Genomic DNA, 26,984 nt, shown 5'->3' with positions numbered 1-26,984 from the left:
CTGTGTCGCGATAAGAAATTCGATTAACGCTCGGTTACGACCGAGCCAACTGGAAGCATGCTGACTATGGCTACGATTCATGTAGACGGCAAAGAATATGAGGTCAACGGAGCGGACAACCTGCTGGAAGCTTGTCTGTCTCTCGGCCTTGATATTCCGTACTTTTGCTGGCACCCGGCGCTGGGAAGCGTCGGTGCTTGCCGCCAGTGTGCGGTGAAGCAATATCAAAACGCGGAAGATACGCGTGGTCGCCTGGTGATGTCTTGTATGACACCGGCCACCGAAGGCACCTTTATTTCTATTGATGACGAAGAAGCGAAACAGTTCCGCGAAAGCGTCGTGGAGTGGTTGATGACTAACCACCCGCACGACTGTCCGGTCTGTGAAGAGGGCGGCAACTGCCACCTGCAGGATATGACCGTCATGACCGGTCACAGCTTCCGTCGCTACCGCTTCACGAAGCGTACTCACCGTAACCAGGACCTGGGGCCGTTCATCTCTCACGAAATGAACCGCTGCATCGCCTGCTATCGCTGCGTACGTTACTACAAAGATTACGCCGATGGCGCGGATCTGGGCGTCTATGGCGCACATGACAACGTCTACTTCGGTCGCCCGGAAGACGGTACGCTCGAAAGCGAGTTCTCTGGTAACCTGGTAGAAATTTGCCCGACCGGCGTCTTCACTGATAAAACGCACTCCGAGCGTTATAACCGTAAATGGGACATGCAGTTTGCGCCGAGCATCTGCCAGCAGTGTTCCATCGGCTGTAACACCAGCCCGGGCGAACGCTACGGTGAACTGCGTCGTATCGAAAACCGTTATAACGGTACCGTTAACCACTACTTCCTCTGCGACCGTGGTCGTTTTGGCTATGGTTACGTGAACCTGAAAGACCGTCCGCGTCAGCCAGTACAGCGTCGTGGCGATGACCTGATCACGCTCAACGCCGAGCAGGCGATGCAGGGCGCGGCAGATATTCTGCGTCAGTCGAAGAAAGTAATTGGTATCGGCTCCCCGCGCGCCAGCGTTGAAAGTAACTTCGCGCTGCGTGAACTGGTGGGTGCGGATAACTTCTATACCGGTATCGCCCAGGGCGAGCAGGAACGTCTGCAACTGGCACTGAGCGTGCTGCGTGACGGCGGGATTCATACTCCGGCACTGCGCGAAATCGAATCTTATGATGCGGTTCTGGTGCTGGGCGAAGATGTCACCCAGACCGGCGCACGCGTTGCGCTGGCAGTGCGTCAGGCGGTGAAAGGTAAAGCGCGTGAAATGGCGGCGGCACAGAAAGTGGCTGACTGGCAGATCGCAGCAATCCTTAACATCGGCCAGCGTGCTAAGCACCCGCTGTTCGTTACCAACGTCGATAACACCCGTCTGGATGACATCGCCGCATGGACCTATCGTGCACCGGTTGAAGATCAGGCGCGTTTAGGTTTCGCTATCGCTCATGCGCTGGATAACAACGCTCCGGCGGTTGACGGTATCGACCGTGACCTGCAAAACAAAATTGACGTTATCGTTCAGGCACTGGCCGGGGCGAAGAAACCACTGATTATTTCCGGCACCAACGCCGGTAGCGCCGAAGTGATTCAGGCGGCTGCCAACGTGGCGAAGGCGCTGAAAGGCCGTGGCGCAGACGTCGGCATCACCATGATTGCTCGCTCTGTTAACAGCATGGGCCTGGGTATGATTGGCGGTGGTTCCCTTGACGATGCGCTGACCGAGCTGGAAACAGGTCGTGCTGACGCCGTTGTGGTGCTGGAGAATGACCTGCATCGCCATGCTTCAGCAACGCGTGTGAACGCAGCGCTGGCGAAAGCGCCGCTGGTACTGGTCATTGACCATCAGCGTACGGCAATTATGGAAAACGCCCATCTGGTGCTTTCCGCCGCAAGCTTCGCCGAAAGCGATGGTACGGTGATTAACAACGAAGGCCGCGCTCAGCGTTTCTTCCAGGTCTACGACCCGTCCTACTACGACAGTAACACCGTGATGCTGGAAAGCTGGCGCTGGCTGCACTCGCTGCACAGCACCGTGCAGAGCCGCGAAGTGGACTGGACGCAGCTCGACCACGTTATCGACGCGGTCGTTGAGCAGCTGCCGCAACTGGCGGGTATCAAAGATGCCGCTCCGGACGCAAGCTTCCGTATCCGTGGACAGAAATTGGCTCGTGAACCGCACCGCTACAGCGGTCGTACCGCAATGCGCGCCAACATCAGCGTACACGAACCGCGCCAGCCGCAGGACAAAGACACAATGTTCGCCTTCTCTATGGAAGGGAACAACCAACCGTCTGCGCCGCGTTCACAAATTCCGTTTGCCTGGGCTCCGGGCTGGAACTCCCCACAGGCGTGGAACAAGTTCCAGGATGAAGTGGGCGGTAAACTGCGTCATGGCGATCCGGGCGTGCGTCTGATCGAAGCTTCTGCAGATGGTATGGATTACTTCACTACCGTTCCGGCGAGCTTCCAGGCTCAGGATGGGCAGTGGCGTATCGCGCCGTACTACCATCTGTTCGGCAGCGACGAAATGTCCCAGCGTGCGCCGGTCTTCCAGACCCGTATGCCGCAGCCGTACATCAAACTCAACCCGGCTGATGCCGCGAAGTTGGGTGTTAATGCCGGTACGCGCGTTTCTTTCAGCTACGATGGCAACACGGTTACGCTGCCGGTTGAAATCGCTGAAGGATTAACGGCAGGGCAGGTTGGTTTGCCGATGGGTATGCCTGGCATCGCGCCGGTTCTGGCAGGTGCGCGTCTTGAGGATCTGCAGGAGGCACAACAATGAGTTGGATTACACCCGATCTGATTGAGATCCTGCTGAGCATTCTCAAAGCGGTCGTGATCCTGCTGGTGGTGGTCACCTGCGGGGCATTCATGAGCTTTGGCGAACGTCGTCTGCTGGGTCTGTTCCAGAACCGTTACGGACCGAACCGTGTTGGCTGGGGCGGTTCGCTCCAGCTGGTTGCGGACATGATCAAGATGTTCTTTAAAGAAGACTGGATCCCGAAATTCTCGGATCGCGTCATCTTTACCCTGGCACCGATGATCGCCTTCACCTCGCTGCTGCTGGCTTTCGCCATCGTGCCGGTGAGTCCGAACTGGGTGGTTGCTGACCTGAACATCGGGATCCTGTTCTTCCTGATGATGGCGGGCCTCGCGGTATACGCGGTGCTGTTCGCCGGCTGGTCCAGTAACAACAAATACTCCCTGCTCGGTGCGATGCGTGCGTCTGCGCAGACGCTGAGCTACGAAGTGTTCCTCGGGCTTTCCCTGATGGGCGTGGTGGCGCAGGCCGGTTCATTTAACATGACCGACATCGTCAACAACCAGGCTGATATCTGGAACGTTATTCCGCAGTTCTTTGGTTTTGTCACCTTTGCCATCGCGGGCGTGGCGGTGTGCCACCGTCACCCGTTTGACCAGCCAGAAGCCGAGCAGGAACTGGCCGACGGTTACCACATTGAATATTCCGGTATGAAATTCGGTCTGTTCTTCGTGGGTGAATACATCGGCATCGTCACCATTTCTGCACTGATGGTTACCCTGTTCTTCGGTGGCTGGCATGGCCCGTTCTTACCGCCATTCGTCTGGTTCGCGCTGAAAACCGCGTTCTTCATGATGATGTTCATTTTGATTCGTGCGTCGTTACCGCGTCCTCGTTATGACCAGGTAATGTCCTTCGGCTGGAAAGTCTGTCTGCCGCTGACGCTCGTCAACTTGCTGGTAACGGCGGCTGTCATTCTCTGGCAGGCGCAATAAGGGACACAAAGACCATGACCTTAAAAGAATTGTTCGTAGGTTTCGGCACCCAGGTACGCAGTATCTGGATGATCGGCCTGCATGCGTTCGCGAAACGCGAAACGCAGATGTATCCGGAAGAGCCGGTCTATCTACCGCCCCGTTTTCGTGGTCGTATCGTTCTGACTCGTGATCCAGACGGTGAAGAGCGCTGCGTTGCCTGTAACCTGTGTGCGGTAGCGTGTCCGGTAGGCTGTATTTCTCTGCAAAAAGCAGAGACCAAAGACGGCCGCTGGTATCCGGAGTTTTTCCGCATTAACTTCTCACGCTGCATTTTCTGCGGCCTGTGCGAAGAAGCCTGTCCGACTACGGCTATTCAGCTGACTCCAGATTTCGAGCTGGGTGAGTACAAGCGCCAGGACCTGGTTTACGAGAAAGAGGATCTGCTGATCTCCGGTCCGGGTAAATACCCGGAATATAACTTCTACCGGATGGCAGGTATGGCAATCGACGGCAAAGATAAGGGCGAAGCAGAGAACGAAGCTAAGCCTATCGACGTCAAGAGCCTGTTACCGTAAGGAGAGGGGCAATGGAGTTCGCTTTTTATATCTGTGGCCTGATAGCCATTCTCGCAACCTTGCGGGTGATTACCCACACCAATCCGGTACACGCGTTGCTGTACCTGATTATTTCGCTGCTGGCGATTTCTGGGGTGTTCTTCTCGTTAGGCGCTTACTTCGCCGGTGCGCTGGAAATTATCGTCTACGCGGGCGCCATCATGGTGCTGTTCGTGTTCGTGGTGATGATGCTCAACCTTGGTGGTTCTGAAATTGAACAGGAACGTCAGTGGCTGAAACCGCAGGTGTGGATTGGTCCGGCGATTCTGTCAGCCATTATGCTGGTGGTTATTGTTTACGCCATTCTGGGCGTTAACGATCAGGGCATCGACGGCACGCCAATTAGCGCGAAAGCAGTCGGTATTTCCCTGTTCGGACCGTATGTACTGGCGGTTGAACTGGCTTCGATGCTGCTGCTGGCGGGTCTGGTTGTGGCCTTCCACGTGGGGCGCGAAGAGCGTTCAGGTGAAGTGCTGAGCAATCGCACCGACGACCGCGCGAAAAGAAAAACGGAGGAGCACGCATGATCCCCTTACAACATGGACTGATCCTCGCTGCGATCTTATTCGTGCTGGGCTTAACCGGTCTGGTTATCCGCCGCAATCTGCTGTTTATGCTGATCGGACTGGAAATCATGATTAACGCCTCCGCGCTGGCCTTTGTGGTCGCCGGAAGCTACTGGGGCCAGACCGATGGTCAGGTGATGTATATTCTCGCCATCAGCCTTGCGGCTGCCGAAGCGAGCATTGGGCTTGCGCTGTTGCTGCAACTTCATCGCCGTCGCCAGAACCTGAACATCGATTCAGTAAGTGAGATGCGTGGATGAACATGCTTGCCTTAACCATTATTCTGCCATTTATTGGCTTTGTATTACTGGCGTTTTCTCGTGGTCGTTGGTCAGAAAATCTGTCCGCTACCGTGGGTGTCGGGTCGATCGGTCTGGCTGCGCTGGTGACTGCGTTTGTTGGCGTTGATTTCTTTGCCAATGGCCAGCAGGCTTACAGCCAGCCGCTGTGGACGTGGATGTCAGTCGGCGACTTCAACATCGGTTTTAACCTGGTGCTGGACGGCCTGTCGCTGACCATGCTCTCTGTGGTGACCGGCGTTGGTTTCCTGATCCACATGTTCGCCTCCTGGTATATGCGCGGAGAAGAGGGCTATTCTCGTTTCTTCGCCTACACCAACCTGTTTATCGCCAGCATGGTGGTTCTGGTGCTGGCGGATAACCTGCTGCTGATGTACCTCGGCTGGGAAGGCGTGGGCCTGTGCTCCTATCTGCTGATTGGTTTCTACTATACCGATCCGAAGAATGGCGCTGCGGCAATGAAAGCCTTCGTGGTAACCCGTGTTGGTGACGTATTCCTGGCGTTCGCGTTGTTCATCCTCTACAACGAGCTGGGCACGCTGAACTTCCGCGAAATGGTGGAACTGGCGCCTGCGCACTTTGCAGACGGTAACAACATGCTGATGTGGGCAACCCTGATGCTGCTGGGCGGTGCGGTCGGTAAATCTGCACAGCTGCCGTTGCAGACCTGGCTTGCTGATGCGATGGCCGGCCCGACGCCTGTCTCCGCGTTGATCCACGCCGCGACGATGGTTACCGCTGGTGTCTACCTGATAGCCCGTACGCACGGCCTGTTCCTGATGACGCCTGAAATCCTGCACCTGGTGGGGATTATCGGTGCTATCACTCTGGTGCTGGCGGGTTTTGCTGCGCTGGTACAGACCGACATCAAACGCGTTCTTGCGTACTCCACCATGAGCCAGATTGGTTATATGTTCCTGGCTCTCGGCGTACAGGCGTGGGATGCGGCGATTTTCCACCTGATGACGCACGCCTTCTTTAAAGCGCTGCTGTTCCTGGCATCTGGCTCGGTTATCCTGGCTTGCCACCACGAACAGAACATCTTCAAGATGGGCGGTCTGCGTAAGTCAATTCCGCTGGTGTATCTCTGCTTCCTGATCGGTGGCGCGGCGCTGTCGGCTCTGCCGCTGATTACCGCTGGCTTCTTCAGTAAGGATGAGATTCTGGCCGGTGCAATGGCGAATGGTCATATTAATCTGATGGTTGCAGGTCTGGTCGGTGCATTCATGACCTCTCTGTACACCTTCCGTATGATTTTCATCGTGTTCCACGGTAAAGAACAAATTCACGCCCACGCAGGGAAGGGGATTACCCATCATCTGCCGCTGATTGTGCTGATGATCCTGTCCACCTTCGTTGGCGCGCTGATTGTGCCGCCGCTGCAGGGTGTACTGCCTGCTACGACCGAGCTTGAGCATGGTCGCGTCATGACGCTGGAAATTACCTCCGGTATCGTAGCGATTGCGGGCATCCTGATCGCAGCATGGCTGTGGCTGGGTAAACGCACGCTGGTGACGTCGATTGCGAACAGTGCGCCGGGCCGCCTGCTGGGTACCTGGTGGTATAACGCCTGGGGCTTCGACTGGCTGTACGACAAAGTGTTCGTCAAGCCGTTCCTGGGTGTTGCCTGGTTGCTGAAACGCGATCCGCTCAACTCAATGATGAACATCCCGGCGATCCTTTCCCGCTTTGCAGGTAAAGGCCTGCTGTTGAGCGAGAACGGTTATCTGCGCTGGTATGTTGCATCAATGAGCATCGGCGCCGTCGTTGTGCTGGCACTGTTGATGGTACTGCGTTGAGTTTGTTGGCTGGATGAACGATTGCCGGATGGCGCTGCGCTTATCCGGCCTACAAACCCAAAAATAATTTTTAGAATTCGTTGAAAATCTGTTCCTGATGTACAGGCGTCATCGGCGAAGTCAGACCGGAGACCGCCAGCGCAGAGCAACCGGAGCGTACTGAAGTACGTGAGGATTGCGAGCACTGCCGGGATTTGGGCTGACGAGTGAGATAGCCTGAGCAGGAGTAAATATAAGGGACATACTTAGCTATGTTATTACCCTGGTTGATATTAATTCCCTTTATCGGTGGCTTCCTGTGCTGGCAGACCGAACGCTTTGGCGTGAAGGTGCCGCGCTGGATTGCGCTGATTACCATGGGATTGACGCTGGCGCTTGGCCTGCAACTGTGGTTGCAGGGCGGCTATTCACTGACGCAATCCGCTGGCATTCCGCAGTGGCAGTCTGAATTTGTCCTGCCGTGGATCCCACGTTTTGGCATCTCTATTCATCTGGCTATCGACGGTCTGTCGCTGCTGATGGTAGTACTGACCGGTCTGCTCGGTGTTCTGGCGGTACTTTGCTCCTGGAATGAAATCGAAAAATACCAGGGCTTCTTCCATCTGAACCTGATGTGGATCTTAGGCGGCGTGATCGGCGTGTTCCTTGCCATCGACATGTTCCTGTTCTTCTTCTTCTGGGAAATGATGCTGGTGCCGATGTACTTCCTGATCGCGTTGTGGGGGCATAAAGCCTCTGACGGTAAAACGCGTATCACGGCGGCGACCAAGTTCTTCATTTATACCCAGGCGAGTGGTCTGGTGATGTTGATTGCCATCCTGGCGCTGGTGTTTGTGCACTATAAAGCGACCGGTGTGTGGACCTTCAACTATGAAGAGCTGCTGAATACCCCGATGTCCCACGGTGTGGAATATCTGCTGATGCTGGGCTTCTTCATTGCCTTCGCGGTGAAAATGCCGGTAGTTCCGCTGCACGGCTGGTTGCCGGATGCGCACTCCCAGGCGCCGACCGCAGGTTCCGTTGACCTGGCGGGGATCTTGCTGAAAACCGCGGCTTACGGTCTGCTGCGCTTCTCTCTGCCGCTGTTCCCGAACGCGTCGGCGGAGTTTGCACCTATCGCAATGTGGCTGGGCGTTATCGGTATCTTCTACGGCGCGTGGATGGCCTTTAATCAGTACGATATCAAACGTCTGATCGCTTACACCTCCGTATCGCACATGGGCTTCGTACTGATTGCTATCTACACCGGCAGCCAGCTGGCGTACCAGGGTGCTGTTATCCAGATGATTGCGCACGGTCTGTCCGCAGCCGGTCTGTTCATTCTGTGTGGTCAGCTGTACGAACGTCTGCACACGCGTGATATGCGTATGATGGGCGGCCTGTGGGGCAAAATGAAATGGTTGCCTGCGCTGTCGATGTTCTTCGCAGTGTGTACGCTGGGTATGCCGGGTACAGGTAACTTCGTTGGCGAATTTATGATTCTGTTCGGCAGCTACCAGGTGGTTCCGGTCATTACCGTGATCTCGACCTTTGGTCTGGTGTTTGCCTCTGTTTACTCGCTGGCGATGCTGCATCGCGCTTACTTCGGTAAAGCGAAGAGCCAGATTGCCAGTGTTGAACTGCCAGGGATGTCGCTGCGTGAGCTGTTTATCATCCTGTTGCTGGTCGTGCTTCTGGTACTGCTTGGCTTCTATCCGCAGCCGATTCTGGATACCTCGCATTCTGCGATGAGCAACATCCAGCAGTGGTTTGTTAATTCCGTTACTACTACAAGGCCGTAAATCGCCATGACAATAACTCCACAACACCTGATTGCGCTGCTACCGCTGCTGATCGTCGGCTTGACGGTGGTGGTTGTGATGCTCTCCATTGCGTGGCGACGCAATCACTTCCTCAATGCCACGCTGTCGGTCATTGGGCTTAACGCCGCGCTGGTTTCGCTCTGGTTTGTTGGCCAGGCGGGCGCCATGGACGTCACCCCGCTGATGCGGGTTGACGGTTTCGCCATGCTCTACACCGGGCTGGTGCTGCTGGCGAGTCTTGCCACCTGTACCTTCGCTTACCCGTGGCTGGAAGGCTACGATGACAACCGGGAAGAGTTCTACCTGTTGGTGCTGATTGCCGCGCTCGGCGGTATTCTGCTGGCTAACGCTAACCATCTGGCGGCGCTGTTCCTTGGTATTGAGCTGATCTCTCTGCCGCTGTTTGGTCTGGTTGGCTATGCGTTCCGTCAGAAACGTTCGCTGGAAGCCAGTATCAAATACACCATTCTGTCTGCCGCAGCGTCTTCCTTCCTGCTGTTCGGTATGGCGCTGGTGTACGCGCAGTCTGGTAATCTGTCGTTTGTTGCACTCGGTAAGAGCCTCGGCGACGGCATGCTGCACGAACCGCTGCTGCTGGCGGGCTTCGGTCTGATGATTGTTGGCCTCGGCTTTAAACTCTCGCTGGTTCCGTTCCACCTGTGGACGCCAGACGTATACCAGGGCGCTCCTGCTCCGGTTTCCACCTTCCTGGCGACGGCGAGCAAAATCGCTATCTTCGGCGTGGTGATGCGTCTGTTCCTGTACGCACCGGTAGGAGATAGCGAAGCGGTACGTATCGTACTGGGCGTGATTGCCTTTGCTTCCATCATCTTCGGTAACCTGATGGCGCTGAGCCAGACCAATATTAAACGTCTGCTCGGTTACTCTTCTATCTCTCACCTCGGCTACCTGCTGGTGGCGCTTATTGCTCTGCAGAGCGGCGAGATGTCGATGGAAGCAGTTGGCGTTTACCTGGCAGGTTACCTGTTCAGCAGCCTCGGCGCGTTCGGTGTGGTCAGCCTGATGTCCAGCCCGTACCGCGGCCCGGATGCGGACTCTCTGTTCTCCTACCGTGGTCTGTTCTGGCATCGTCCGATCCTCGCGGCAGTGATGACGGTGATGATGCTGTCTCTGGCAGGTATCCCGATGACGCTGGGCTTTATCGGTAAGTTCTATGTACTGGCCGTCGGTGTGCAGGCTAACCTGTGGTGGCTGGTTGCCGCCGTGGTGGTCGGTTCTGCGATTGGTTTGTACTACTACCTGCGCGTTGCCGTAAGCTTGTACCTGAGCGCACCGCAGCAGCTGAACCGTGATGCGCCGTCTAACTGGCAGTACAGCGCGGGCGGTATCGTGGTGCTGATTTCTGCTCTGCTGGTACTGGTGCTGGGTATTTACCCGCAACCGCTGATCAGCATTGTGCAGTTAGCGACTCCGCTGATGTAAACGAAATGCAGAAACGAAAAAACCCGCCTTGGCGGGTTTTTTTATGCGTGAAATACGGTCAGTTTAATAGCTGACGGCTCACCAGCGGACCGCTGATGCCTTTCGCTGTGCGATCCATCACTTCCTGGATCACTGAAGAAAGCTCATTGACTTCGAATTTGGCCACGTAGCCATCCGCTTTTACTCGGCGAACGTGATCTTCGTTCGCGCTACCGGAAAGCGAAGAGTGGATAACGACCGGGATTTTCTTCAGACGTTCGTCGGTTTTTATCTTACGGGTAAGCGTAAAACCGTCCATCTCCGGCATTTCGAGATCGGTGAGAACCAGAGCGATCTTCTCACTGACCGGCTTGCCCTCCGCCAGCGCTTCTGCGGAAAGCTGCTGAATTTTTTCCCACGCATCCTGGCCTGTTACATGCATCAGATGCGGGATCTCCATGGCGTTTAGACCTTTTTCCAACATGGCGCGGGCCACTTTGGAATCATCAGCCACAATCGCCACCGCACCCGGCGTGATGTTGAATTTATTGGTTTTCAGATCGGTTGCGCGCAGGTCGTGGTTCGCCGGTACGATGTCGTACAGGATCTGCTCAACGTCGAGCACCAGCGCCAGGTTGTTGGTCTCTTTGTTGTCGTCCAGGCAAGCGATACTGGTGATATAGCGACCATTAACGGCTTTCTCGGCGGTATGCACCTGTTGCCAGTCCAGGCGCATAATGTTTTCCACTGACTCCACAGCGAACGCCTGGACGCTGCGGGCATATTCTGTGATCAACAGGATGTTGAGTCCGGTCTCGGGCTTACAGCCCGCGACGGCGGGCAGGTCAATCACCGGGATCACCTGATCGCGAATATTAACCATACCCAGTAACGGGGCCTTCATACCCGCCGGACGCGTAAAGGTCGGCATCGGCACGATTTCACGCAGTTTGAATACGTTGATGCCAAACAGCTCTGATTTCTGCTCCTCAACAGATTTGCCGAGGCGAAACAGCAGCAGTTCAAAACGGTTAGACAGGGTTAGGTTTGTCCTGTCATCAATATCTTTCTGGAAATTGTTCATCCTGTCCTCAGTGTGAATGCCAGCCTTTCCACTGTTATCGGCACTGAGGCGGAAAAATAGAGCGTTAAACGCTGAAAATGGCGAAATCGTGAGCCAGTGCCGTGTCTGGAAATATTGTTTTGCACTCTGCGAGTAAGCGCTGGCAGCCTTTTTCATCGTAGCGTGAGCTAACGTGGGTCATTATCAGACGTCCCACTCCGGCATCCAGCGCCAGCTGTGCGGCTTGTCGGGTTGAGCTGTGCCCACGACTGTTTGCTTTTTCCTCCATTGAAGCGTCCAGCGTGGTTTCGTGTACCATGACATCTACACCTCGAGCCAGTTCAATGGCGGACGCGCAGGGTCCTGTGTCACCGAAAATAGCGACTGATTTTCCCCTGGTGGCCGGGGCGAGGAAGTCGGCACCGTGGATCGTACGTCCATCTTCCAGCACGATGGTTTTCCCAGCTTTCAAATCCTGAAACCACGGGCCCGCTTTAACACCTGCCGCCTTCAGGGCATTGGCGTCAAGAGCACCCGGTTTGTCGTGCTCTTGAATGCGAAAACCGTAGCATTCCAGCGGATGCGCCAGCGGGTACGCCGTTACTTTTCGCAGGCCGTCATCCACAATCTCACCCGCGGTGATTTCTACAATATCCAGCGGATAATCGGTCCAGGAGCCGCTCAGACGCAATGCGGTTTCGGTAAACTCTCGCAACCCTTTTGGCCCGTAGAGCGTCAGAGGCTGGACATTGCCGGCCATTGAGCGACTGCACAGTAGCCCCGGTAAACCAAACAGGTGATCGCCGTGCAGATGGCTGATAAAAATACGATCGAGTTTTCCTGGATTGAAAGGCGTGGTGAGCATCTGATGCTGCGTCCCTTCGCCGCAATCAAAAAGCCACAGCCCCGCCTGAGTCGGGTGTTGCAGATTCAGTAAAATTGCCGTTACATTGCGTGAGCGCGTGGGGACTCCCGCAGACGTGCCTAAAAATAGTAATTCCATCTTTGCGTTACACTTTTCGCCATCAATAAGGCAGGGTGTTCAGGTTATCACAACATAGGGGCAGACAATGATTCACTGGCAAGATCTCCACCATGCAAAGCTGAGTACCCAACAACTGTACGCACTACTTCAGCTACGATGCGCGGTGTTTGTAGTTGAGCAACAGTGTCCGTACCAGGATGTGGATGGCGATGACCTGGCTGGAGAGAATCGGCATATTCTGGGCTGGCATAACGATGAGCTGGTGGCGTATGCGAGGATTCTGAAAAGCGATGACGAGCTGGAGCCGGTAGTGATTGGTCGGGTGATTGTAAGCGAAGCGCTGCGTGGTGAAAAACTGGGGCAACAGCTAATGGCCCAGACGCTGGCATCCTGCGCGCAACACTGGCCACACAAGGCGTTGTATCTGGGCGCGCAGGCGCATCTGCAATCATTCTATGCACGCTTTGGCTTTGTTCCGGTGACGGATATCTATGACGAAGATGGTATTCCACACGTCGGAATGGCGCGGGAAGCACATCAGGCGTAAACAGGCGCAATCAGTCCTGGTTGTCTATAGTTAGCGGGTACGTCAATAGAAAGGGAGAATATAATGTCTTTTCATTCTTATGAATCACGTATCGATGATGATCTGGAATTATTAAGTGAAACGCTGGAAGAGGTGCTGCGTTCTTCTGGCGACCCAGCAGATCAAAAATACCTTGAGTTAAAAGCGCGGGCTGAGCGGGCGTTAGAAGAGGTGAGAAATCGCGTCAGCCATGCTTCTGATAGCTACTATTACCGTGCGAAAAAAGCCGTTTGTCGGGCGGATGACTATGTGCACGAAAAACCCTGGCGCGGAATCGGCGTTGGCGCCACAGTCGGTTTAGTGATGGGATTATTGTTAGCGCGGCGATAAATTCCGTTCTGTCATCGCATTTGTACGTACTCCCTAACTGGGGGTACTGCTTTTTCTGCTCAGTACCCCGTATAATGAGAGGTTTTTAACAGGGAGAGGTCCGCGTGCATTCAATCACTACTGCGCTGGAAAGTCTGATGCGTCATTTATCGCAAGAGATGCCAGCAGCACCTGGAATTCGTATTTACGATATACCTTTCCCACTGAATGATGCGTTTGACGCTTTAGGATGGCTGGCCAGTCAACCCGTCTGGCCCCAGTTTTACTGGCAGCAGCGTAACGGCGATGAAGAAGCCGCCGTATTAGGGGCCGTCGCCGCATTTTCCTCGCTGGAATCAGCCCAGCAATTTTTACATCAGCATGATAATCATCCCGACCTGCGCATCTGGGGCCTGAATGCCTTTGAGCCTCTGCGTGGCAATTTACTGCTGCCGCGGCTGGAGTGGCGACGTTGCGCCGGAGTGGCGAGCTTACGCTTACATCTTTATAGCGACGTGTCGCTACGTGAAGACGCTGCACAAGCGATCGCCTTCATCTCATCGCTTGCTCCCGTAAAACCGCTCCCTGCATTGCGTTTGAATTTGACGGGAGAACAGCACTGGCCGGAGAAAGCTGGCTGGATAGACCTGATAAAACTCGCCACTCAAACGATCGCAGGAGAAGATCTCGATAAGGTCGTGCTGGCGCGGGCGACCGATTTACAGTTTTCTCAGTCGGTTAATGCCGCTGCCGTGATGGCTTCCAGCCGTCGCTTAAATCTGAACTGCTACCATTTCTTTATGGCATTCTCCGCCGACACCGCTTTTCTTGGCTCTTCTCCTGAACGTCTGTATCGACGACGTGATACGGCGCTGCGCACCGAGGCGCTGGCCGGAACCGTGGCCAATCACCCTGAGGATCATCGGGCCTGGCAATTGGGCGACTGGCTAATGAAAGATGATAAAAACCAGCGCGAGAATATGCTGGTGGTCGAAGATATTTGCCAGCGCCTGCAAGGCTGTACGCAAACTCTCGATGTGCTGCCACCGCAGGTGCTCAGGCTGCGTAAAGTGCAGCACCTGCGCCGTTGCATCTGGACGGAACTGAATCAGGCCGACGATACGCTTTGCCTGATGCAGCTCCAGCCCACGGCGGCAGTTGCCGGTATTCCGCGTGAGCTGGCGCGTGAATTCATCCAACAAAATGAACCCTTTGAACGCGAGTGGTATGCCGGTTCAGCGGGTTATCTTTCTTTGCGCCAAAGCGAGTTTTGTGTGTCATTGCGTTCAGCGAAAATTAGCGCAAACGTGGTACGCCTGTATGCCGGGGCAGGGATTGTACGTGGCTCAGATCCTGAGCAGGAATGGCAAGAAATAGACAATAAAGCGGCAGGGTTACGTACTTTATTACAGATGGAAGGATAGTGATTTCGTGTATATTTCCGATTCATATCAAAAATCCATTTATTCGATTCTCTATACTGTGTCGCAATATTGATACCGGACAATCTCATGTCAGTAAGCGCATTTAACCGACGCTGGGCGGCGGTCATTCTGGAAGCACTCACTCGCCACGGCGTCAGGCATGTCTGCATTGCCCCTGGCTCTCGTTCTACACCGTTGACGCTGGCGGCAGCGGAAAACCCCGCATTCATCCACCACACCCATTTTGACGAGCGCGGTCTTGGGCATCTGGCTTTAGGTCTGGCAAAAGTCAGCCGTCAGCCTGTCGCCGTGATTGTGACGTCCGGTACCGCGGTGGCGAATTTATATCCCGCGTTGATTGAAGCGGGCCTGACCGGTGAAAAACTGATTTTACTTACCGCTGACAGACCGCCAGAGCTTATCGACTGTGGCGCGAACCAGGCGATTCGTCAGGCCGGAATGTTTGCCTCGCATCCATCGCAAACGCTCTCTTTACCACGCCCGACTCAGGACATTCCGGCAAGCTGGCTGGTGTCCACTATTGATAATGCGTTAGCTGCCCTGCATAGCGGGGCGGTTCATATCAATTGCCCGTTTGCGGAACCGCTGTATGGCGATATGGACGAAACGGGGATTGCCTGGCAGCAGCGCCTCGGCGACTGGTGGCAGGACGATAAACCCTGGCTGCGAGAAGCGCGTCGGCTGGAAAGCGACAAACAGCGTGACTGGTTTTTCTGGCGACAAAAACGCGGCGTAGTCATTGCGGGCCGCATGAGCGCGGAAGAAGGTAAGAAGGTTGCGCAGTGGGCGCAGACGTTAGGCTGGCCGCTGATTGGCGATGTTTTGTCGCAAACCGGACAACCGCTGCCGTGCGCCGACCTGTGGCTGGGAAATGCGAAAGCTGTAGCTGAATTGCAGCAGGCGCAGATTGTGGTGCAGCTTGGTAGCAGCCTGACCGGAAAACGTCTACTGCAATGGCAGGCCAGCTGCGATCCGCAGGAATACTGGATTGTCGATAATATCGAAGGCCGCCTCGATCCGGCCCATCATCGCGGCCGCAGGTTGGTGGCGAAAGTTGGCGACTGGCTGGAGCTACATCCGGCGGAGAAACGTCAGCCCTGGTGTATGGAGATCCCTCGTCTGGCGCAACAGGCCTGGCAGGCGGTAGAAGCCCGTCGTGAGGCGTTTGGTGAAGCGCAATTAGCCCACCGTATCCGCGACTACTTGCCGGAGCAGGGGCAGCTGTTCGTGGGTAACAGTCTGGTGGTACGCCTGATTGATGCGCTGTCGCAGCTTCCGGCTGGTTACCCGGTCTATAGCAACCGTGGCGCGAGCGGTATTGACGGCCTGCTGTCAACGGCAGCTGGTGTACAGCGTGCCAGCGCGAAATCGACGCTGGCGATTGTTGGCGATTTATCTGCATTGTATGACCTGAATGCGCTGGCGTTATTGCGCCAGGTTTCTGCACCGTTTGTCCTGATAGTGGTCAATAATAACGGCGGGCAGATTTTTTCCCTGCTGCCGACACCAGCCAGCGAACGCGAACGGTTCTATCTGATGCCGCAGAACGTACATTTCGAGCATGCTGCCGCCATGTTTAACCTTAAATACCAGCGCCCGGAAAACTGGGAGCAGCTGGAGAGCGCGTTGACTAACGCGTGGCGTACACCTGCGGCCACGGTGATTGAGCTGGTGGTGAACGAAACTGACGGGGCGCAAACCTTGCAGCAACTGCTGGCGCAGGTAAGTCACCTATGATCCTGCATGCGCAGGCGAAAGAGGGCCAAACGGGATTTCCCTGGCTGGTTTTCCTGCACGGTTTCTCTGGCGATTGCCAGGAATGGCAGACGGTCGGCGAAGCGTTTCAGGATTATTCGCGGCTATACATCGACCTGCCGGGACACGGTGGCTCCGCTGACATCAGCGTGAGCGGGTTCGATGATGTCAGCGTTTTGCTACGTAATACTCTACTTAGTTACAACATACTTAACTACTGGCTGGTGGGATACTCTCTTGGCGGCAGAGTCGCGATGATGGCGGCCAGTCAGGAGATGCCAGGGCTTTGTGGTCTGGTGGTTGAAGGCGGACATCCCGGCTTGCAAAGCGAGGAAGCGCGCGTGCAACGCCGTCTCTCGGATGGCCGCTGGGCTGCGCGTTTTCGCGCAGAGCCGCTACGTGAGGTGTTTAATGACTGGTATCAACAGCCCGTTTTTTCCTCGCTGAACGCGAAACAAAGAGAGGCGCTGGTCGCACTGCGTAGCCAGAATAATGGGCAAACGCTGGCGGCAATGCTGGAGGCCACCTCGCTTGCCGTACAACCTGATTTACGTGCGCAACTCACGACGCGCATATTTCCGTTTTATTATTTATGTGGTGAACGTGACGAAAAATTCCGTGCTCTGGCGGCGGAAATATCAGTACCAAACCATGTGATTCGTAATGCCGGACACAACGCGCATCGGGACAACCCCGCGGGTGTAGTGGACTGTCTGGCTCAGATTCTGCGTCGCTGACTATAGGACATTTTATGATCTATCCTGATGAAACAATGCTTTACGCACCGGTAGAATGGCACGATTGCTCTGAAGGCTATACCGACATTCTTTACGAGAAATCCACCGACGGTATCGCAAAAATCACCATTAATCGTCCACAGGTACGCAATGCCTTCCGTCCGGTCACCGTGAAAGAGATGATCCAGGCGCTGGCGGATGCCCGCTATGATGACAACATCGGCGTAATTATTCTGACCGGTGCTGGCGACAAAGCGTTCTGCGCAGGCGGCGATCAGAAAGTGCGTGGTGACTACGGCGGATATCAGGATGACTCCGGTGTGCATCACCTGAACGTACTGGACTTCCAGCGCCAGATTCGTACCTGTCCGAAACCGGTAGTAGCGATGGTTGCAGGTTTCTCCATTGGTGGTGGCCATGTGCTGCACATGATGTGTGACCTGACCATTGCGGCTGAAAACGCCATCTTTGGTCAGACCGGCCCGAAAGTCGGTTCTTTCGACGGCGGTTGGGGCGCTTCCTACATGGCGCGCATCGTCGGTCAGAAAAAAGCGCGTGAAATCTGGTTCCTGTGCCGTCAGTACGATGCGAAACAGGCGCTGGATATGGGTCTGGTCAACACCGTGGTTCCGCTGGCGGATCTGGAAAAAGAGACCGTACGCTGGTGCCGTGAAATGCTGCAAAACAGCCCAATGGCGCTACGCTGCCTGAAAGCCGCACTGAACGCCGACTGTGATGGTCAGGCTGGTCTGCAGGAGCTGGCAGGTAACGCCACTATGCTGTTCTACATGACGGAAGAAGGTCAGGAAGGCCGTAACGCCTTTAACCAAAAACGTCAGCCTGATTTCAGCAAATTCAAACGGAATCCGTAATGCGTAGCGCGCAGGTATACCGCTGGCAGATCCCCATGGACGCGGGGGTGATTCTGCGCGACAGGCGGTTAAAAACGCGTGACGGGTTGTACGTTTGTCTTTGTGACGGCGAGCGCGAAGGGTGGGGAGAAATTTCCCCACTGCCGGGCTTCAGTCAGGAAAGCTGGGAAGAGGCACAAACCGAGCTGCTGGCCTGGGTGAAAGGCTGGTTGCAAGGGGATGACTCCTTACCGCAACTGCCTTCGGTCGCCTTTGGCGTAAGCTGTGCGCTGGCCGAACTGGCTGGCGTATTGCCACAGGACGCGGACTATCGTGCTGCGCCGCTGTGTACCGGCGATCCTGACGATCTGGTGCTACAACTGGCGGATATGCCGGGCGAAAAAGTGGCGAAGATCAAGGTCGGTCTGTATGAAGCGGTCCGCGACGGCATGGTAGCCAATCTGCTGCTTGAGGCGATCCCGGAGCTGCATTTGCGACTTGACGCCAACCGGGCCTGGACGCCGTTGAAAGCACAGCAGTTCGCGAAATACGTTAATCCGGAATATCGTGGACGCATTGCCTTCCTCGAAGAGCCGTGCAAAACCCGCGATGATTCTCGTGCCTTCGCGCGTGAAACCGGCATTGCCATCGCTTGGGATGAAAGTTTGCGTGAAGCGGATTTCACCTTCGAAGCCGAAGAAGGCGTCAGGGCCGTGGTTATCAAACCTACGCTGACCGGCAGTCTCGATAAAGTCCGTGAACAGGTGGCTGCGGCGCATGCGCTTGGTCTTACTGCTGTTATCAGTTCGTCAATCGAGTCGAGTCTGGGCTTAACCCAGCTGGCGAGAATTGCCGCCTGGTTAACGCCGCAGACCATTCCGGGTCTGGATACCCTGAGTCTGATGCAGTGCCAGCAGGTACGCACCTGGCCGGGTAGCACGTTGCCGTGTATCGACGTTGATGCGCTGGAACGTCTGCTATGACCCAGCAGGAAATGCCCGATAGCGTGAGCTTATCGGGCCTGGTGCAGTTCAGTGACTGGCCGTGGCGCCACTGGCGACAGGTTCGTGCGAAGGCGCCAGCCTTACGCCTCAACGATGAGGTATTAAGCTGGAGCGATCTCTGCACACGTGTAGATCATCTGGCCTGTGGTTTTGCCGCTCAGGGCGTGGAAGAGGGCGATGGTGTTCTGCTTCGCGCCTGGAATCATCCGCGCGCTTTGCTGGCCTGGCTCGCGCTGCTGCAATGTGGGGCGCGGGTTTTACCCGTGAACCCACAGTTGCCTCAGCCGCTGCTTGATGCGCTGATCCCGGACTTAACGCTACGTTTTGCGCTGGATCTGGAGGCCGCTATCGCACTTCCGGAACTCAGCCCGTTGCAGATGCAGGCGCTGCCAGGCGCACATGCCGCCGCGTGGTCGCCTCAGCGTTTGAGCACGATGACGTTAACTTCAGGTTCTACCGGATTGCCGAAAGCGGCGGTTCACACCTGTCAGGCGCATCTGGCAAGCGCGCAGGGGGTGCTGTCATTAATGCCGTTTGGCGCTGAAGATGACTGGCTGCTTTCATTGCCGCTGTTTCATGTTTCCGGCCAGGGGATTTTATGGCGTTGGTTGTTTGCCGGGGCGCGAATGACCGTGCGCGACAAGCAGCCGCTGGAGCAAATGCTGGCTGGATGTACCCACGCTTCACTGGTGCCCACGCAGCTGTGGCGCTTGCTGGTCAACAACACGTCGGTCACGCTCAAAGCGGTACTGCTGGGAGGTGCGGCAATTCCTGTTGAATTGACGGAGCAAGCGCGCGAGCAAGGGATTCGTTGCTGGTGCGGTTACGGATTAACGGAGTTTGCTTCTACGGTCTGTGCGAAAGAGGCGGATGGTCTGGCAGATGTGGGTTCCCCTCTGGTAGGCAGAGAAGTCAGAATCGTTGATGATGAAGTCTGGTTACGGGCTGCCAGCATGGCGCAAGGTTACTGGCGTAACGGACAGCTTATTCCTTTAGTGAACGCGGAAGGCTGGTTTGCTACCCGCGATCGTGGGGTGTTAAAGGACGGCAAGTTAACTATTATCGGTCGTATGGACAATCTGTTTTTTAGCGGTGGGGAAGGCATACAGCCAGAAGAAGTGGAACGCGTGATTGCAGCGCATCCGCAGGTTCTGCAGGCCTTTATTGTCCCGTTAGAAGACAAAGAGTTTGGCCATCGCCCGGTGGCGGTCATTGAGTATGACGCTAATGCTGGAGAAACTAATCTGGCTGAGTGGGTAAACGATAAGCTGGCCCGCTTTCAACAACCGGTATGTTGGCTGACATTGCCGCCCGAACTCAAAGCCGGAGGGATTAAAATCTCGCGTCGTGCGTTGTCGGATTGGGTAAGCGCTTCATCGTTAGCATTAAGAAAACATTAATTACATTTCTCATTTCTGTCATTCCGCAGCTATTGTCCTTTTGTTTATGAGCTAATGTGTAACCTATTGTGAAATTTATTAACAATAGGTGCGCTATGGAATGGCATGTGAAGAAGACCTGCTGTCACAAAAAAGCAGGGAGGCTCTATATCGTACTTTGCGATAGCGGTGGTTCGCTCAAGATGCTTGCCCAGGCGCAATCATCTGAGCGGATTAAGCCCGGCGATCTTCTTTCGCCGCTGAAGGATGCTCAGTATTGTATTAACCGCGATAAATCCCGTGTCATTAAGGTAATTGATGCCAGACAGTACATCTGTGATGAATGGGAACGTCTGTTACGACTGTCTGAAGATAAGTAATCTCAGGGCTGGTGTTTGCGTGAAGGCAGAAAAATCGTCATTAGCCCTGCCATGATGCACAGTACCCCTGCCAGCGCTTTCACTGAAAATGTTCCCTGCCAGCCGGGCAGGATCATTGAAGCAACCCACACCAGCACATAGCTCAGGCTGAGCAGGGCATAGGCTTTGCTCAGCGCGAGTTGGTGTAGGGCTTTATGCCAGCAAATAACCGACAGCAAATACCCTGCCAGCCCGGCATATAAAGCAAACGCTCCGATACTGACAGAGAATACGGCGGAGATGAACGCCAGCGGCTGCAGCATTGGCGGCAGATTATCCATCGCAAAGCCGAGGCTCAACTGGGCGATGGAGGTGATCATCACGCTACATAATCCCCAAAATACGCCCATTACACTGCACTCCCAAGAATAAATATGCCGGTAATGATCAGCCCAACGCCCAGCCAGTGGCGGGTTGTGACGGGTTCGCGCCAGATTTTCCAGGCCGCGAGAGTTACCCATACAAAGTTAAGACTCAGCATGGGATAGGCAATACCGACAGGAATATTTTGTAAAACCGCCAGCCATAGCAGCATGGCCAGACCGAGGCTTGCCAGAGCAAGCCCAATCCATTGCGTAATGTAGCGTTTTCGCGCACGAACAGACACCGGTCGGGTTGCCTGCTTCTGGCATAGCTGGCCGCAGACGCTGAGCAAGCTGGCGAGGACTAAGGCTATCCAGATCATTTGGGCCGATACTGAATCAGGACCAGACGCCCCTGATTATCAATGTAGTCAGCGGGAGGGATGGCAAGCTGATTAATATCTTCATCCTTACCGACAGAGAGCACGAGCGTAATGTTTCCTTGTTGACGATGTTGTGCTAACCAGTCGGCAAAATTCTCCCGACTGACAAAGCGGCCTTGAGCATCCGGGTAGTTGAGACCGTATTTTAACTCGCCCGTTTGTCCGTACATCATGATGTCGTCGCGCTTCAGGCTCCAGGCCAGTCCCGCAGCGACGCCAACGCTGTCGGTGAGAATATAACGGCTCGGCTCCAGCGATTCTTTGGTCATCTCGACAAAAAACTGCGGCTGTTTAGATTCCATCACCCGGTCAGGAATGGAGAAGCCAAATAACAGCGCCAGCCCTAATGGGCATAGTGCTGCGAATTTCCAGTTCTTCTCGCGGTTATTTAGCGTATACCAGCCAAAAAGCGTCCAGATGATAAAGATGCCCCAGGCACAAAAAACCTTATACGTTTCGATATGCGACCAGACCGGCGTCTTCAATGGTCCCAGCGTGGAAACAATAAACGTAGCGACGATGCCGACGACACCAAATAGCACGTTGATCCAGCCATTGATGCGCAGGGATGCTGAGTCTTTTTCCGCAGCCTGCAGGCCGAAGCGCGCCGTTAATATCGCCAGCGGCGCGAAGCAGGAAAGAATATAGGTCGGCAGTTTTCCTTTCGCGATGCTGAAAAACAGGATTGGCATAATAATCCAGCTTAACAGGTACAGAGCACTGCGCGGAACATCCCGCTCACGCCAGCCCGTACGCAGCGCACCGGGAAGCAGACCGAGCCACGGTAATGTGCCTGCCACAAATATCGGGATGTAGTACCAGATAGGAGCCTTATGCTGGGCATCATCCTGCGCAAAGCGCTGAATATGTTCAACCCAGAAGAAGTAATGCCAGAAATCCGGCTCGCGTTGTGCAATCGCTATACCCCACGGTAGTACGATCGCGATGCAGCCGATCACCGCCAGCAGACCGTAGAGAATGAGGTCTTTCCAACGCTTTTGTGCAAAAACCCACGGCAGTACGCTGAGTACAGGAACGGCAAGCGCCAGGAAACCCTTGGTCATCACGCCCATGCCGCAGGTTAACCCTAACAGCAAAAAGGCGGTGATTTTGCGTGTTCTGGTGGTAGCCTGCATGCCTTCCCAAAAACAGCACATGCCCGCCATCAGCCAAAGCGCTATGATGGGATCAAGTACCGCGTAGGTGCCGATGCTGTAAACCGAAAAAAACGTTAAAAAGATAGCGGAGGAGAGTACGGCGGTACGCTTATCCTGCCACAGTCGCATGGCAAGCCAGGCTACCAGTAATGCGGTCAACAAAGTGGCAAAAATAGCACCCGCTCTGACGCCAAAATTGTTTGCGCCAAACAGCCATTGTCCGATGCTGTTCAACCAGTATCCGGCAATTGGTTTTTCAAAATAACGCAGCCCTAAAAAGTGTGGAACGATCCAGTCACCAGAGTTGAGCATTTCCCGGCTGATTTCAGCATAGCGCGTTTCATCAGGCTGCCAGAGCATACGGCTGTTGATAGGTAAAATAAAATACAGTGCGATTAAAGCGATAAATGCCAGAGTGTAGCGGGCAGCAGGTTTCATGGTGTCACACTCACCGGTTGTTGGCAGCCGAGCCATCCCTCTCTGCCGGGTATTTTTCCACGTACTATCTGTCCTAACGGCAGCGTACTGATATCGTCAGGTAACAGCTCGCCAAGCGGGCAGAATGTCATCCCCATATCGGCAGCACGAATGAGCAACTCGTCAAAATTCTGATGAAAGGCGATACCTTCAACTTCCGCATGAATGGTGTACACCGGTGTTCCTCTGCTCATCTGGATGTGGGAGAGAATATAGGAGTTGAAGTCCACCGCCTGGACCTCCTGACCAACCACTTCATCCCATGTTGGTAGGGTGACGGGAATTTGTGGCGTCCCCGTTTTCCCGGATTCCAGCACCGGACGAAATAACGACGTTCCCCGACAGTCACTGTTATAGCGCAGATGGAATGCTTCTTTGGCATGGACGACACGGTTGTCGGCACGCCATCCGGCAACGGCAGAGCAGGTGACTGGCTGACCGATGATGGCTTCAAGTGCGGTGATACCTTGCGAAATATCATCAATCAGCTGTTTGTCATTCCAGTTTCCGCTTCGCGCCTGCCAGGCGTGATGATCCCAGGCATGCAAACCGGTTTCATGAATCTGGGCGGTTTGTGCAATGATTGCCGCGTTGGCCTGGCCGATCTCTTTTCCCGGCCATGCGGTTCCCGCCAATAAAATATCCCATCCGTAGAGCGATGCTGCGTTTGAACGCAGCATTTTCCACAGAAATTGCGGCTTCACAAGACGCCAGAGATGGCGTCCCATGTTGTCAGGCCCAACGCTAAAGAAAAAACTTGCCCGAACGTTATGTCGGTTTAATGTCTCCAGCAGGCGGGGCACGCCTTCGCGCGTCCCCCTGAATGTATCGACATCAATGCGCAAGCCTACTTTGGTCATGATGTGTGTTCCGTGATATCCACACTGCGTAAGAAGAAGTCCAGCGTCTCTTCTACCGTTTCCTGCATCTCAATGGTCGGTTCCCAGTTCAGGCAGCGTTTTGCATTGCGAATGTTAGGCTTACGATGCTCAACGTCTTGATAACCTTTACCGTAGTAGCTGCTGCTTTCGACGTCACGGAAACCGGCAAACGGCGGGAAGTGGTTACGCAACGGATGTTTTTCAAAGCAGGAAAGCAGCATTTCTGCCAGTTCCTGAATACTTGCTTCGTTCTGCGGATTACCGATGTTGATAATCTCACCGTCACAGCGGCCGCCTTCGTTTTCAATGATGCGGTACAGGGCTTCGATACCATCGCGAATGTCGGTAAAGCAGCGTTTTTGCTTACCGCCTTCAATCAGCTTGATCGGTGAACCTTCCACGAGGTTGAGGATCAGCTGTGTAATGGCGCGTGAGCTGCCGATACGCGCGGCGTTAAGGCTGTCCAGACGCGGTCCCATCCAGTTAAACGGGCGGAACAGGGTGAAGCGCAATCCCTCTTTTTCGCCGTACGCCCAGATAACACGGTCCAGCAGCTGCTTGGATACGGAGTAGATCCAGCGTGGTTTATTGACCGGACCGACGATCAGATTCGAACTGTCTTCATCAAAGACTTTGTCGGTACACATGCCGTAGACTTCGGAGGTTGACGGGAAAATGATGCGCTTGCGGTATTTCACGCAGTAACGAATGATTTTCAGGTTCTCTTCAAAATCGAGCTCAAATACGCGCAGCGGGTTGCGGGTATATTCGATAGGCGTTGCGATCGCCACCAGAGGCAGCACAACGTCGCATTTTTTCACATGATATTCAATCCATTCGGAGTGAATGCTGATATCACCTTCGACGAAATGGAATCGCGGATGTTGCAGGAAACGCCCAATGGCGTCGCTGCTAATATCGAGCCCATACACTTCGTAATTATCTTCTTGCAGCAGGCGCTCTGTCAGATGGTTACCAATGAAGCCGTTAACGCCGAGGATCAGTACGCGAGTACGGCGTTTGCTGGTGGTCACTGACTGGCTGTTCAGGCGAGAACCTAGCACCAGACCCAGAACTTGCGCCAGTTGTGAACCCTGCATTGCAATACCATCGCCAGCTTGTCCGGTAATAATCTCCAGTGCGCCATCGGCACAGGCGATAAGTAAAGGAGACACGGAGATGACGGTACCCGGCTGGGCCGCAATGTCGTTTGTGCAAACGTGCGATGACCAGACGGTGAACTTTTGCGTGCCAACATAGCTAAATGCGCCCGGCCACGGATCGCTGACGGCACGGACCTGGTTATGTAACTCCGCGGCAGGTTTGTTCCAGTCGAGGAAGCTATCTTCCGGCGTACGGCGACCAAAACAGGTAGCATCTGCATCCTGTTGAGGGAATTCGGAGTAACTTCCTGCGTTGATGGCCGGCAGTGTCTGCTCCAGCAGGTGACGCGCAGCCTGGCACAGCTTATGGTGCAGCGTTAACGCCACATCATCCGGTGAAATAGCAACGCGCTGCTGGGCAACTATGGCACCAGCATCCGCGCGTTTGACCATGCGGTGAAGTGTGACGCCCGTTTCGGTTTCACCATTGACCAATACCCAGTTCAATGGCGCGCGACCACGGTATTTCGGCAGCAGCGAGCCGTGCAGATTAAATGCACCCTTAGGGGCAAGACTGAGGATCTCATCACTCAGTAAATGGCGATAGTAGAACGAGAAGATAACATCGGGTGCCAGTTGGCTAATGCGCTCAATCCACAGGGGATGATTAACCTCGTCTGGGGCGTAAACCGGAATACCGGCGCTGGCCGCGAGGCGGGAAACAGATCCAAAAAACGCTTTTTCACCCGGGTTGTCGGTGTGCGTAAAAATGGCAGCGATTTCATAACCTGCATCCAACAAGGCCTGGACACCCTGACATCCCATATCGTGATAGGCAAATACGACGGCTTTCATGCGCGGTTTTCCTCGGTTGACTGCGTAGTTTGTGGGCGGATAACGTGTTGAACAAAATAGCGGGGGCGGGCGCGGACATCGTTATAGATGCGACCGATATATTCGCCGAGTAAACCCATGCCAATAAACTGTGCGCCGATAAAGGTAAACAGGACGGCAAACAGCATGAATACCCCCTCCGCTGCCCACTGTGGGCCGAGCGTCAGGCGCAGAACAACAAGCAGGACTGATAAGGTAAAGCCCGTGGCAGCGATCACGCTGCCCAGCAGGCTCAACATGCGAAGCGGTGTTGTGGTAAGGCAAGTCACCAGGTCATACATCAGGTTGATCAGACGCATGAAGCTGTATTTGGAGTCACCAAATTCACGCTCTGCATGATGTACCGGGATCTCCGTGGCGCGACGGGCAAAAATGTTGGCCAGAATAGGGATAAAGGTGCTGCGCTCCTGGCAATGCAGCATGGCATCGACGATATGACGGCGATAGGCGCGTAGCATGCAGCCGTAGTCGCCCATTGCTTTACCGGTGGTTCGTTGGATCAGATGGTTGATCATTCGTGAGGCGGTCTTACGAAATACGCTATCCTGACGGTTCTGGCGTACCGTGCCTACCACATCGAAACCCTCATCTGCAGTGGCGACCAACCGTGGGATCTCCTCCGGCGGGTTTTGCAAATCGGCATCCAGCGTGATGATCAAGTCTCCGGTGACATGGCTGAAACCGGCCATAATCGCCGAGTGCTGTCCGTAATTACGATTCAGTAAAATAGAGACAATATGGCTGTTCGGTGCCTGAGAGGCGTCCATCATCAACTGAGCGGAACGGTCGCTGCTGCCGTCGTCGATGAGCAGAATTTCATAGTCTTTGCCCAATTTTTCGCAGGCGGCGCTGGTGCGTCTGATTAACTCTGGCAGGCTTTCCTGTTCATTAAAAACGGGAATAACAACCGAGACTTTTTTAATCGGTGTGGCTTCAAACATGC

Annotated in this window: 25 protein-coding genes; 17 read left to right on the top strand and 8 right to left on the bottom strand. The window is 54.8% G+C overall.

The window, feature by feature from the left end; translation table 11 throughout:
- Positions 1-66: 66 nt before the first annotated feature.
- From nuoG to nuoN, 8 genes are all read left to right on the top strand, one after another.
- Positions 67-2,793, top strand: a complete 2,727-nt coding sequence (nuoG, locus tag OGY13_RS19045) for an NADH-quinone oxidoreductase subunit NuoG (RefSeq protein ID WP_071445283.1) — start codon at positions 67-69, stop codon at positions 2,791-2,793.
- Positions 2,790-3,767: an NADH-quinone oxidoreductase subunit NuoH gene (gene nuoH / locus OGY13_RS19040; protein WP_003028063.1), complete on the top strand. Its 978-nt coding sequence runs from the start codon at positions 2,790-2,792 to the stop codon at positions 3,765-3,767. The genes nuoG and nuoH overlap by 4 nt, the downstream gene beginning before the upstream one ends.
- Before the next feature lie 14 nt (positions 3,768-3,781).
- Positions 3,782-4,324 carry an NADH-quinone oxidoreductase subunit NuoI gene (gene nuoI, locus OGY13_RS19035; protein WP_003028062.1) on the top strand — a complete coding sequence of 181 codons (543 nt, stop codon included), beginning with the start codon at positions 3,782-3,784 and terminating at the stop codon, positions 4,322-4,324.
- An 11-nt stretch (positions 4,325-4,335) separates the two neighbouring features.
- Complete coding sequence (gene nuoJ / locus OGY13_RS19030; RefSeq protein WP_003028059.1) at positions 4,336-4,890, top strand: NADH-quinone oxidoreductase subunit J; 555 nt, start codon at positions 4,336-4,338, stop codon at positions 4,888-4,890.
- On the top strand, positions 4,887-5,189 hold the full coding sequence (gene nuoK / locus OGY13_RS19025) for an NADH-quinone oxidoreductase subunit NuoK (protein WP_000612644.1): 303 nt from the start codon (positions 4,887-4,889) through the stop codon (positions 5,187-5,189). Before nuoJ ends, nuoK begins: the two co-directional genes overlap by 4 nt.
- Positions 5,186-7,027, top strand: coding sequence for an NADH-quinone oxidoreductase subunit L (gene nuoL / locus OGY13_RS19020; protein ID WP_003834744.1), 1,842 nt, complete (start codon positions 5,186-5,188; stop codon positions 7,025-7,027). Before nuoK ends, nuoL begins: the two co-directional genes overlap by 4 nt.
- A gap of 251 nt (positions 7,028-7,278) precedes the next feature.
- Positions 7,279-8,808: an NADH-quinone oxidoreductase subunit M gene (nuoM, locus tag OGY13_RS19015; RefSeq protein WP_003027692.1), complete on the top strand. Its 1,530-nt coding sequence runs from the start codon at positions 7,279-7,281 to the stop codon at positions 8,806-8,808.
- Between the two features lie 6 nt (positions 8,809-8,814).
- Positions 8,815-10,272, top strand: coding sequence for an NADH-quinone oxidoreductase subunit NuoN (gene nuoN / locus OGY13_RS19010; protein ID WP_003027689.1), 1,458 nt, complete (start codon positions 8,815-8,817; stop codon positions 10,270-10,272).
- Between the two features lie 58 nt (positions 10,273-10,330).
- On the opposite strand, the gene OGY13_RS19005 is transcribed toward nuoN, so the two are convergent.
- Positions 10,331-11,335: a chemotaxis protein gene (locus tag OGY13_RS19005; RefSeq protein WP_032944079.1), complete on the bottom strand. Its 1,005-nt coding sequence runs from the start codon at positions 11,333-11,335 to the stop codon at positions 10,331-10,333.
- Positions 11,336-11,399: 64 nt separating this feature from the next.
- Positions 11,400-12,317, bottom strand: a complete 918-nt coding sequence (rbn, locus tag OGY13_RS19000; protein WP_063940559.1) for a ribonuclease BN — start codon at positions 12,315-12,317, stop codon at positions 11,400-11,402.
- 67 nt (positions 12,318-12,384) lie between these two features.
- Between rbn and OGY13_RS18995 the strand changes: the two genes are divergently transcribed.
- From OGY13_RS18995 to pmrD, 9 genes are all read left to right on the top strand, one after another.
- Positions 12,385-12,846 carry a GNAT family N-acetyltransferase gene (locus OGY13_RS18995; protein ID WP_008785342.1) on the top strand — a complete coding sequence of 154 codons (462 nt, stop codon included), beginning with the start codon at positions 12,385-12,387 and terminating at the stop codon, positions 12,844-12,846.
- A gap of 63 nt (positions 12,847-12,909) precedes the next feature.
- On the top strand, positions 12,910-13,215 hold the full coding sequence (elaB, locus tag OGY13_RS18990; protein ID WP_003027683.1) for a stress response protein ElaB: 306 nt from the start codon (positions 12,910-12,912) through the stop codon (positions 13,213-13,215).
- A 104-nt stretch (positions 13,216-13,319) separates the two neighbouring features.
- Positions 13,320-14,618 (top strand): isochorismate synthase MenF, encoded by a 1,299-nt coding sequence (gene menF / locus OGY13_RS18985; protein ID WP_213752558.1) that lies wholly within the window; start codon positions 13,320-13,322, stop codon positions 14,616-14,618.
- 87 nt (positions 14,619-14,705) lie between these two features.
- Positions 14,706-16,376 carry a 2-succinyl-5-enolpyruvyl-6-hydroxy-3-cyclohexene-1-carboxylic-acid synthase gene (menD, locus tag OGY13_RS18980; RefSeq protein ID WP_060683502.1) on the top strand — a complete coding sequence of 557 codons (1,671 nt, stop codon included), beginning with the start codon at positions 14,706-14,708 and terminating at the stop codon, positions 16,374-16,376.
- Positions 16,373-17,131, top strand: coding sequence for a 2-succinyl-6-hydroxy-2,4-cyclohexadiene-1-carboxylate synthase (gene menH / locus OGY13_RS18975; protein ID WP_213752559.1), 759 nt, complete (start codon positions 16,373-16,375; stop codon positions 17,129-17,131). Before menD ends, menH begins: the two co-directional genes overlap by 4 nt.
- Positions 17,132-17,145: 14 nt before the next feature.
- Entirely contained in the window at positions 17,146-18,003 is an 858-nt protein-coding gene (gene menB / locus OGY13_RS18970) for a 1,4-dihydroxy-2-naphthoyl-CoA synthase (RefSeq protein ID WP_003027671.1), read from the top strand.
- Positions 18,003-18,965, top strand: coding sequence for an o-succinylbenzoate synthase (menC, locus tag OGY13_RS18965; protein WP_032944069.1), 963 nt, complete (start codon positions 18,003-18,005; stop codon positions 18,963-18,965). Before menB ends, menC begins: the two co-directional genes overlap by 1 nt.
- A gap of 41 nt (positions 18,966-19,006) precedes the next feature.
- Positions 19,007-20,386, top strand: coding sequence for an o-succinylbenzoate--CoA ligase (gene menE, locus OGY13_RS18960; RefSeq protein WP_213752568.1), 1,380 nt, complete (start codon positions 19,007-19,009; stop codon positions 20,384-20,386).
- A 95-nt stretch (positions 20,387-20,481) separates the two neighbouring features.
- The gene (gene pmrD, locus OGY13_RS18955; RefSeq protein ID WP_079934570.1) at positions 20,482-20,745 is read left to right on the top strand and encodes a signal transduction protein PmrD; all 264 of its coding nucleotides are present in this window, start codon (positions 20,482-20,484) and stop codon (positions 20,743-20,745) included.
- Between the two features lie 2 nt (positions 20,746-20,747).
- Here the strand turns inward: pmrD and arnF are convergent, their stop codons facing one another.
- From arnF to arnC, 6 genes are read right to left on the bottom strand one after another with little or no spacing between them, the layout of a single operon-like run.
- Positions 20,748-21,134 (bottom strand): 4-amino-4-deoxy-L-arabinose-phosphoundecaprenol flippase subunit ArnF, encoded by a 387-nt coding sequence (arnF, locus tag OGY13_RS18950; protein ID WP_048215866.1) that lies wholly within the window; start codon positions 21,132-21,134, stop codon positions 20,748-20,750.
- A complete protein-coding gene (arnE, locus tag OGY13_RS18945) occupies positions 21,134-21,469 on the bottom strand; it encodes a 4-amino-4-deoxy-L-arabinose-phosphoundecaprenol flippase subunit ArnE (RefSeq protein WP_003834709.1) in 336 nt (111 codons plus the stop codon). Before arnE ends, arnF begins: the two co-directional genes overlap by 1 nt.
- Positions 21,466-23,124: a lipid IV(A) 4-amino-4-deoxy-L-arabinosyltransferase gene (gene arnT, locus OGY13_RS18940; protein ID WP_153687570.1), complete on the bottom strand. Its 1,659-nt coding sequence runs from the start codon at positions 23,122-23,124 to the stop codon at positions 21,466-21,468. The genes arnE and arnT overlap by 4 nt, the downstream gene beginning before the upstream one ends.
- Positions 23,121-24,023, bottom strand: a complete 903-nt coding sequence (arnD, locus tag OGY13_RS18935) for a 4-deoxy-4-formamido-L-arabinose-phosphoundecaprenol deformylase (RefSeq protein WP_008785331.1) — start codon at positions 24,021-24,023, stop codon at positions 23,121-23,123. Before arnD ends, arnT begins: the two co-directional genes overlap by 4 nt.
- Positions 24,020-26,002: a bifunctional UDP-4-amino-4-deoxy-L-arabinose formyltransferase/UDP-glucuronic acid oxidase ArnA gene (arnA, locus tag OGY13_RS18930; protein WP_213752560.1), complete on the bottom strand. Its 1,983-nt coding sequence runs from the start codon at positions 26,000-26,002 to the stop codon at positions 24,020-24,022. The genes arnD and arnA overlap by 4 nt, the downstream gene beginning before the upstream one ends.
- A complete protein-coding gene (arnC, locus tag OGY13_RS18925) occupies positions 25,999-26,982 on the bottom strand; it encodes an undecaprenyl-phosphate 4-deoxy-4-formamido-L-arabinose transferase (protein ID WP_042307134.1) in 984 nt (327 codons plus the stop codon). Before arnC ends, arnA begins: the two co-directional genes overlap by 4 nt.
- Between the last annotated feature and the right edge of the window lie 2 nt (positions 26,983-26,984).

It is taken from the genome of Citrobacter sp. Cpo045 (genome assembly GCF_030332875.1).
Lineage (GTDB): Bacteria > Pseudomonadota > Gammaproteobacteria > Enterobacterales > Enterobacteriaceae > Citrobacter > Citrobacter portucalensis.
This window is presented reverse-complemented; position numbering and strand designations above follow the sequence as displayed.

Coding starts and splice junctions, on each gene's coding strand:
- nuoG (WP_071445283.1), top strand. CDS start 67: ATGGCTACGATTCATGTAGACGGCAAAGAATATGAGGTCAACGGAGCG.
- nuoH (WP_003028063.1), top strand. CDS start 2,790: ATGAGTTGGATTACACCCGATCTGATTGAGATCCTGCTGAGCATTCTC.
- nuoI (WP_003028062.1), top strand. CDS start 3,782: ATGACCTTAAAAGAATTGTTCGTAGGTTTCGGCACCCAGGTACGCAGT.
- nuoJ (WP_003028059.1), top strand. CDS start 4,336: ATGGAGTTCGCTTTTTATATCTGTGGCCTGATAGCCATTCTCGCAACC.
- nuoK (WP_000612644.1), top strand. CDS start 4,887: ATGATCCCCTTACAACATGGACTGATCCTCGCTGCGATCTTATTCGTG.
- nuoL (WP_003834744.1), top strand. CDS start 5,186: ATGAACATGCTTGCCTTAACCATTATTCTGCCATTTATTGGCTTTGTA.
- nuoM (WP_003027692.1), top strand. CDS start 7,279: ATGTTATTACCCTGGTTGATATTAATTCCCTTTATCGGTGGCTTCCTG.
- nuoN (WP_003027689.1), top strand. CDS start 8,815: ATGACAATAACTCCACAACACCTGATTGCGCTGCTACCGCTGCTGATC.
- OGY13_RS19005 (WP_032944079.1), bottom strand. CDS start 11,335: ATGAACAATTTCCAGAAAGATATTGATGACAGGACAAACCTAACCCTG.
- rbn (WP_063940559.1), bottom strand. CDS start 12,317: ATGGAATTACTATTTTTAGGCACGTCTGCGGGAGTCCCCACGCGCTCA.
- OGY13_RS18995 (WP_008785342.1), top strand. CDS start 12,385: ATGATTCACTGGCAAGATCTCCACCATGCAAAGCTGAGTACCCAACAA.
- elaB (WP_003027683.1), top strand. CDS start 12,910: ATGTCTTTTCATTCTTATGAATCACGTATCGATGATGATCTGGAATTA.
- menD (WP_060683502.1), top strand. CDS start 14,706: ATGTCAGTAAGCGCATTTAACCGACGCTGGGCGGCGGTCATTCTGGAA.
- menH (WP_213752559.1), top strand. CDS start 16,373: ATGATCCTGCATGCGCAGGCGAAAGAGGGCCAAACGGGATTTCCCTGG.
- menB (WP_003027671.1), top strand. CDS start 17,146: ATGATCTATCCTGATGAAACAATGCTTTACGCACCGGTAGAATGGCAC.
- menC (WP_032944069.1), top strand. CDS start 18,003: ATGCGTAGCGCGCAGGTATACCGCTGGCAGATCCCCATGGACGCGGGG.
- pmrD (WP_079934570.1), top strand. CDS start 20,482: ATGGAATGGCATGTGAAGAAGACCTGCTGTCACAAAAAAGCAGGGAGG.
- arnF (WP_048215866.1), bottom strand. CDS start 21,134: ATGGGCGTATTTTGGGGATTATGTAGCGTGATGATCACCTCCATCGCC.
- arnE (WP_003834709.1), bottom strand. CDS start 21,469: ATGATCTGGATAGCCTTAGTCCTCGCCAGCTTGCTCAGCGTCTGCGGC.
- arnT (WP_153687570.1), bottom strand. CDS start 23,124: ATGAAACCTGCTGCCCGCTACACTCTGGCATTTATCGCTTTAATCGCA.
- arnD (WP_008785331.1), bottom strand. CDS start 24,023: ATGACCAAAGTAGGCTTGCGCATTGATGTCGATACATTCAGGGGGACG.
- arnA (WP_213752560.1), bottom strand. CDS start 26,002: ATGAAAGCCGTCGTATTTGCCTATCACGATATGGGATGTCAGGGTGTC.
- arnC (WP_042307134.1), bottom strand. CDS start 26,982: ATGTTTGAAGCCACACCGATTAAAAAAGTCTCGGTTGTTATTCCCGTT.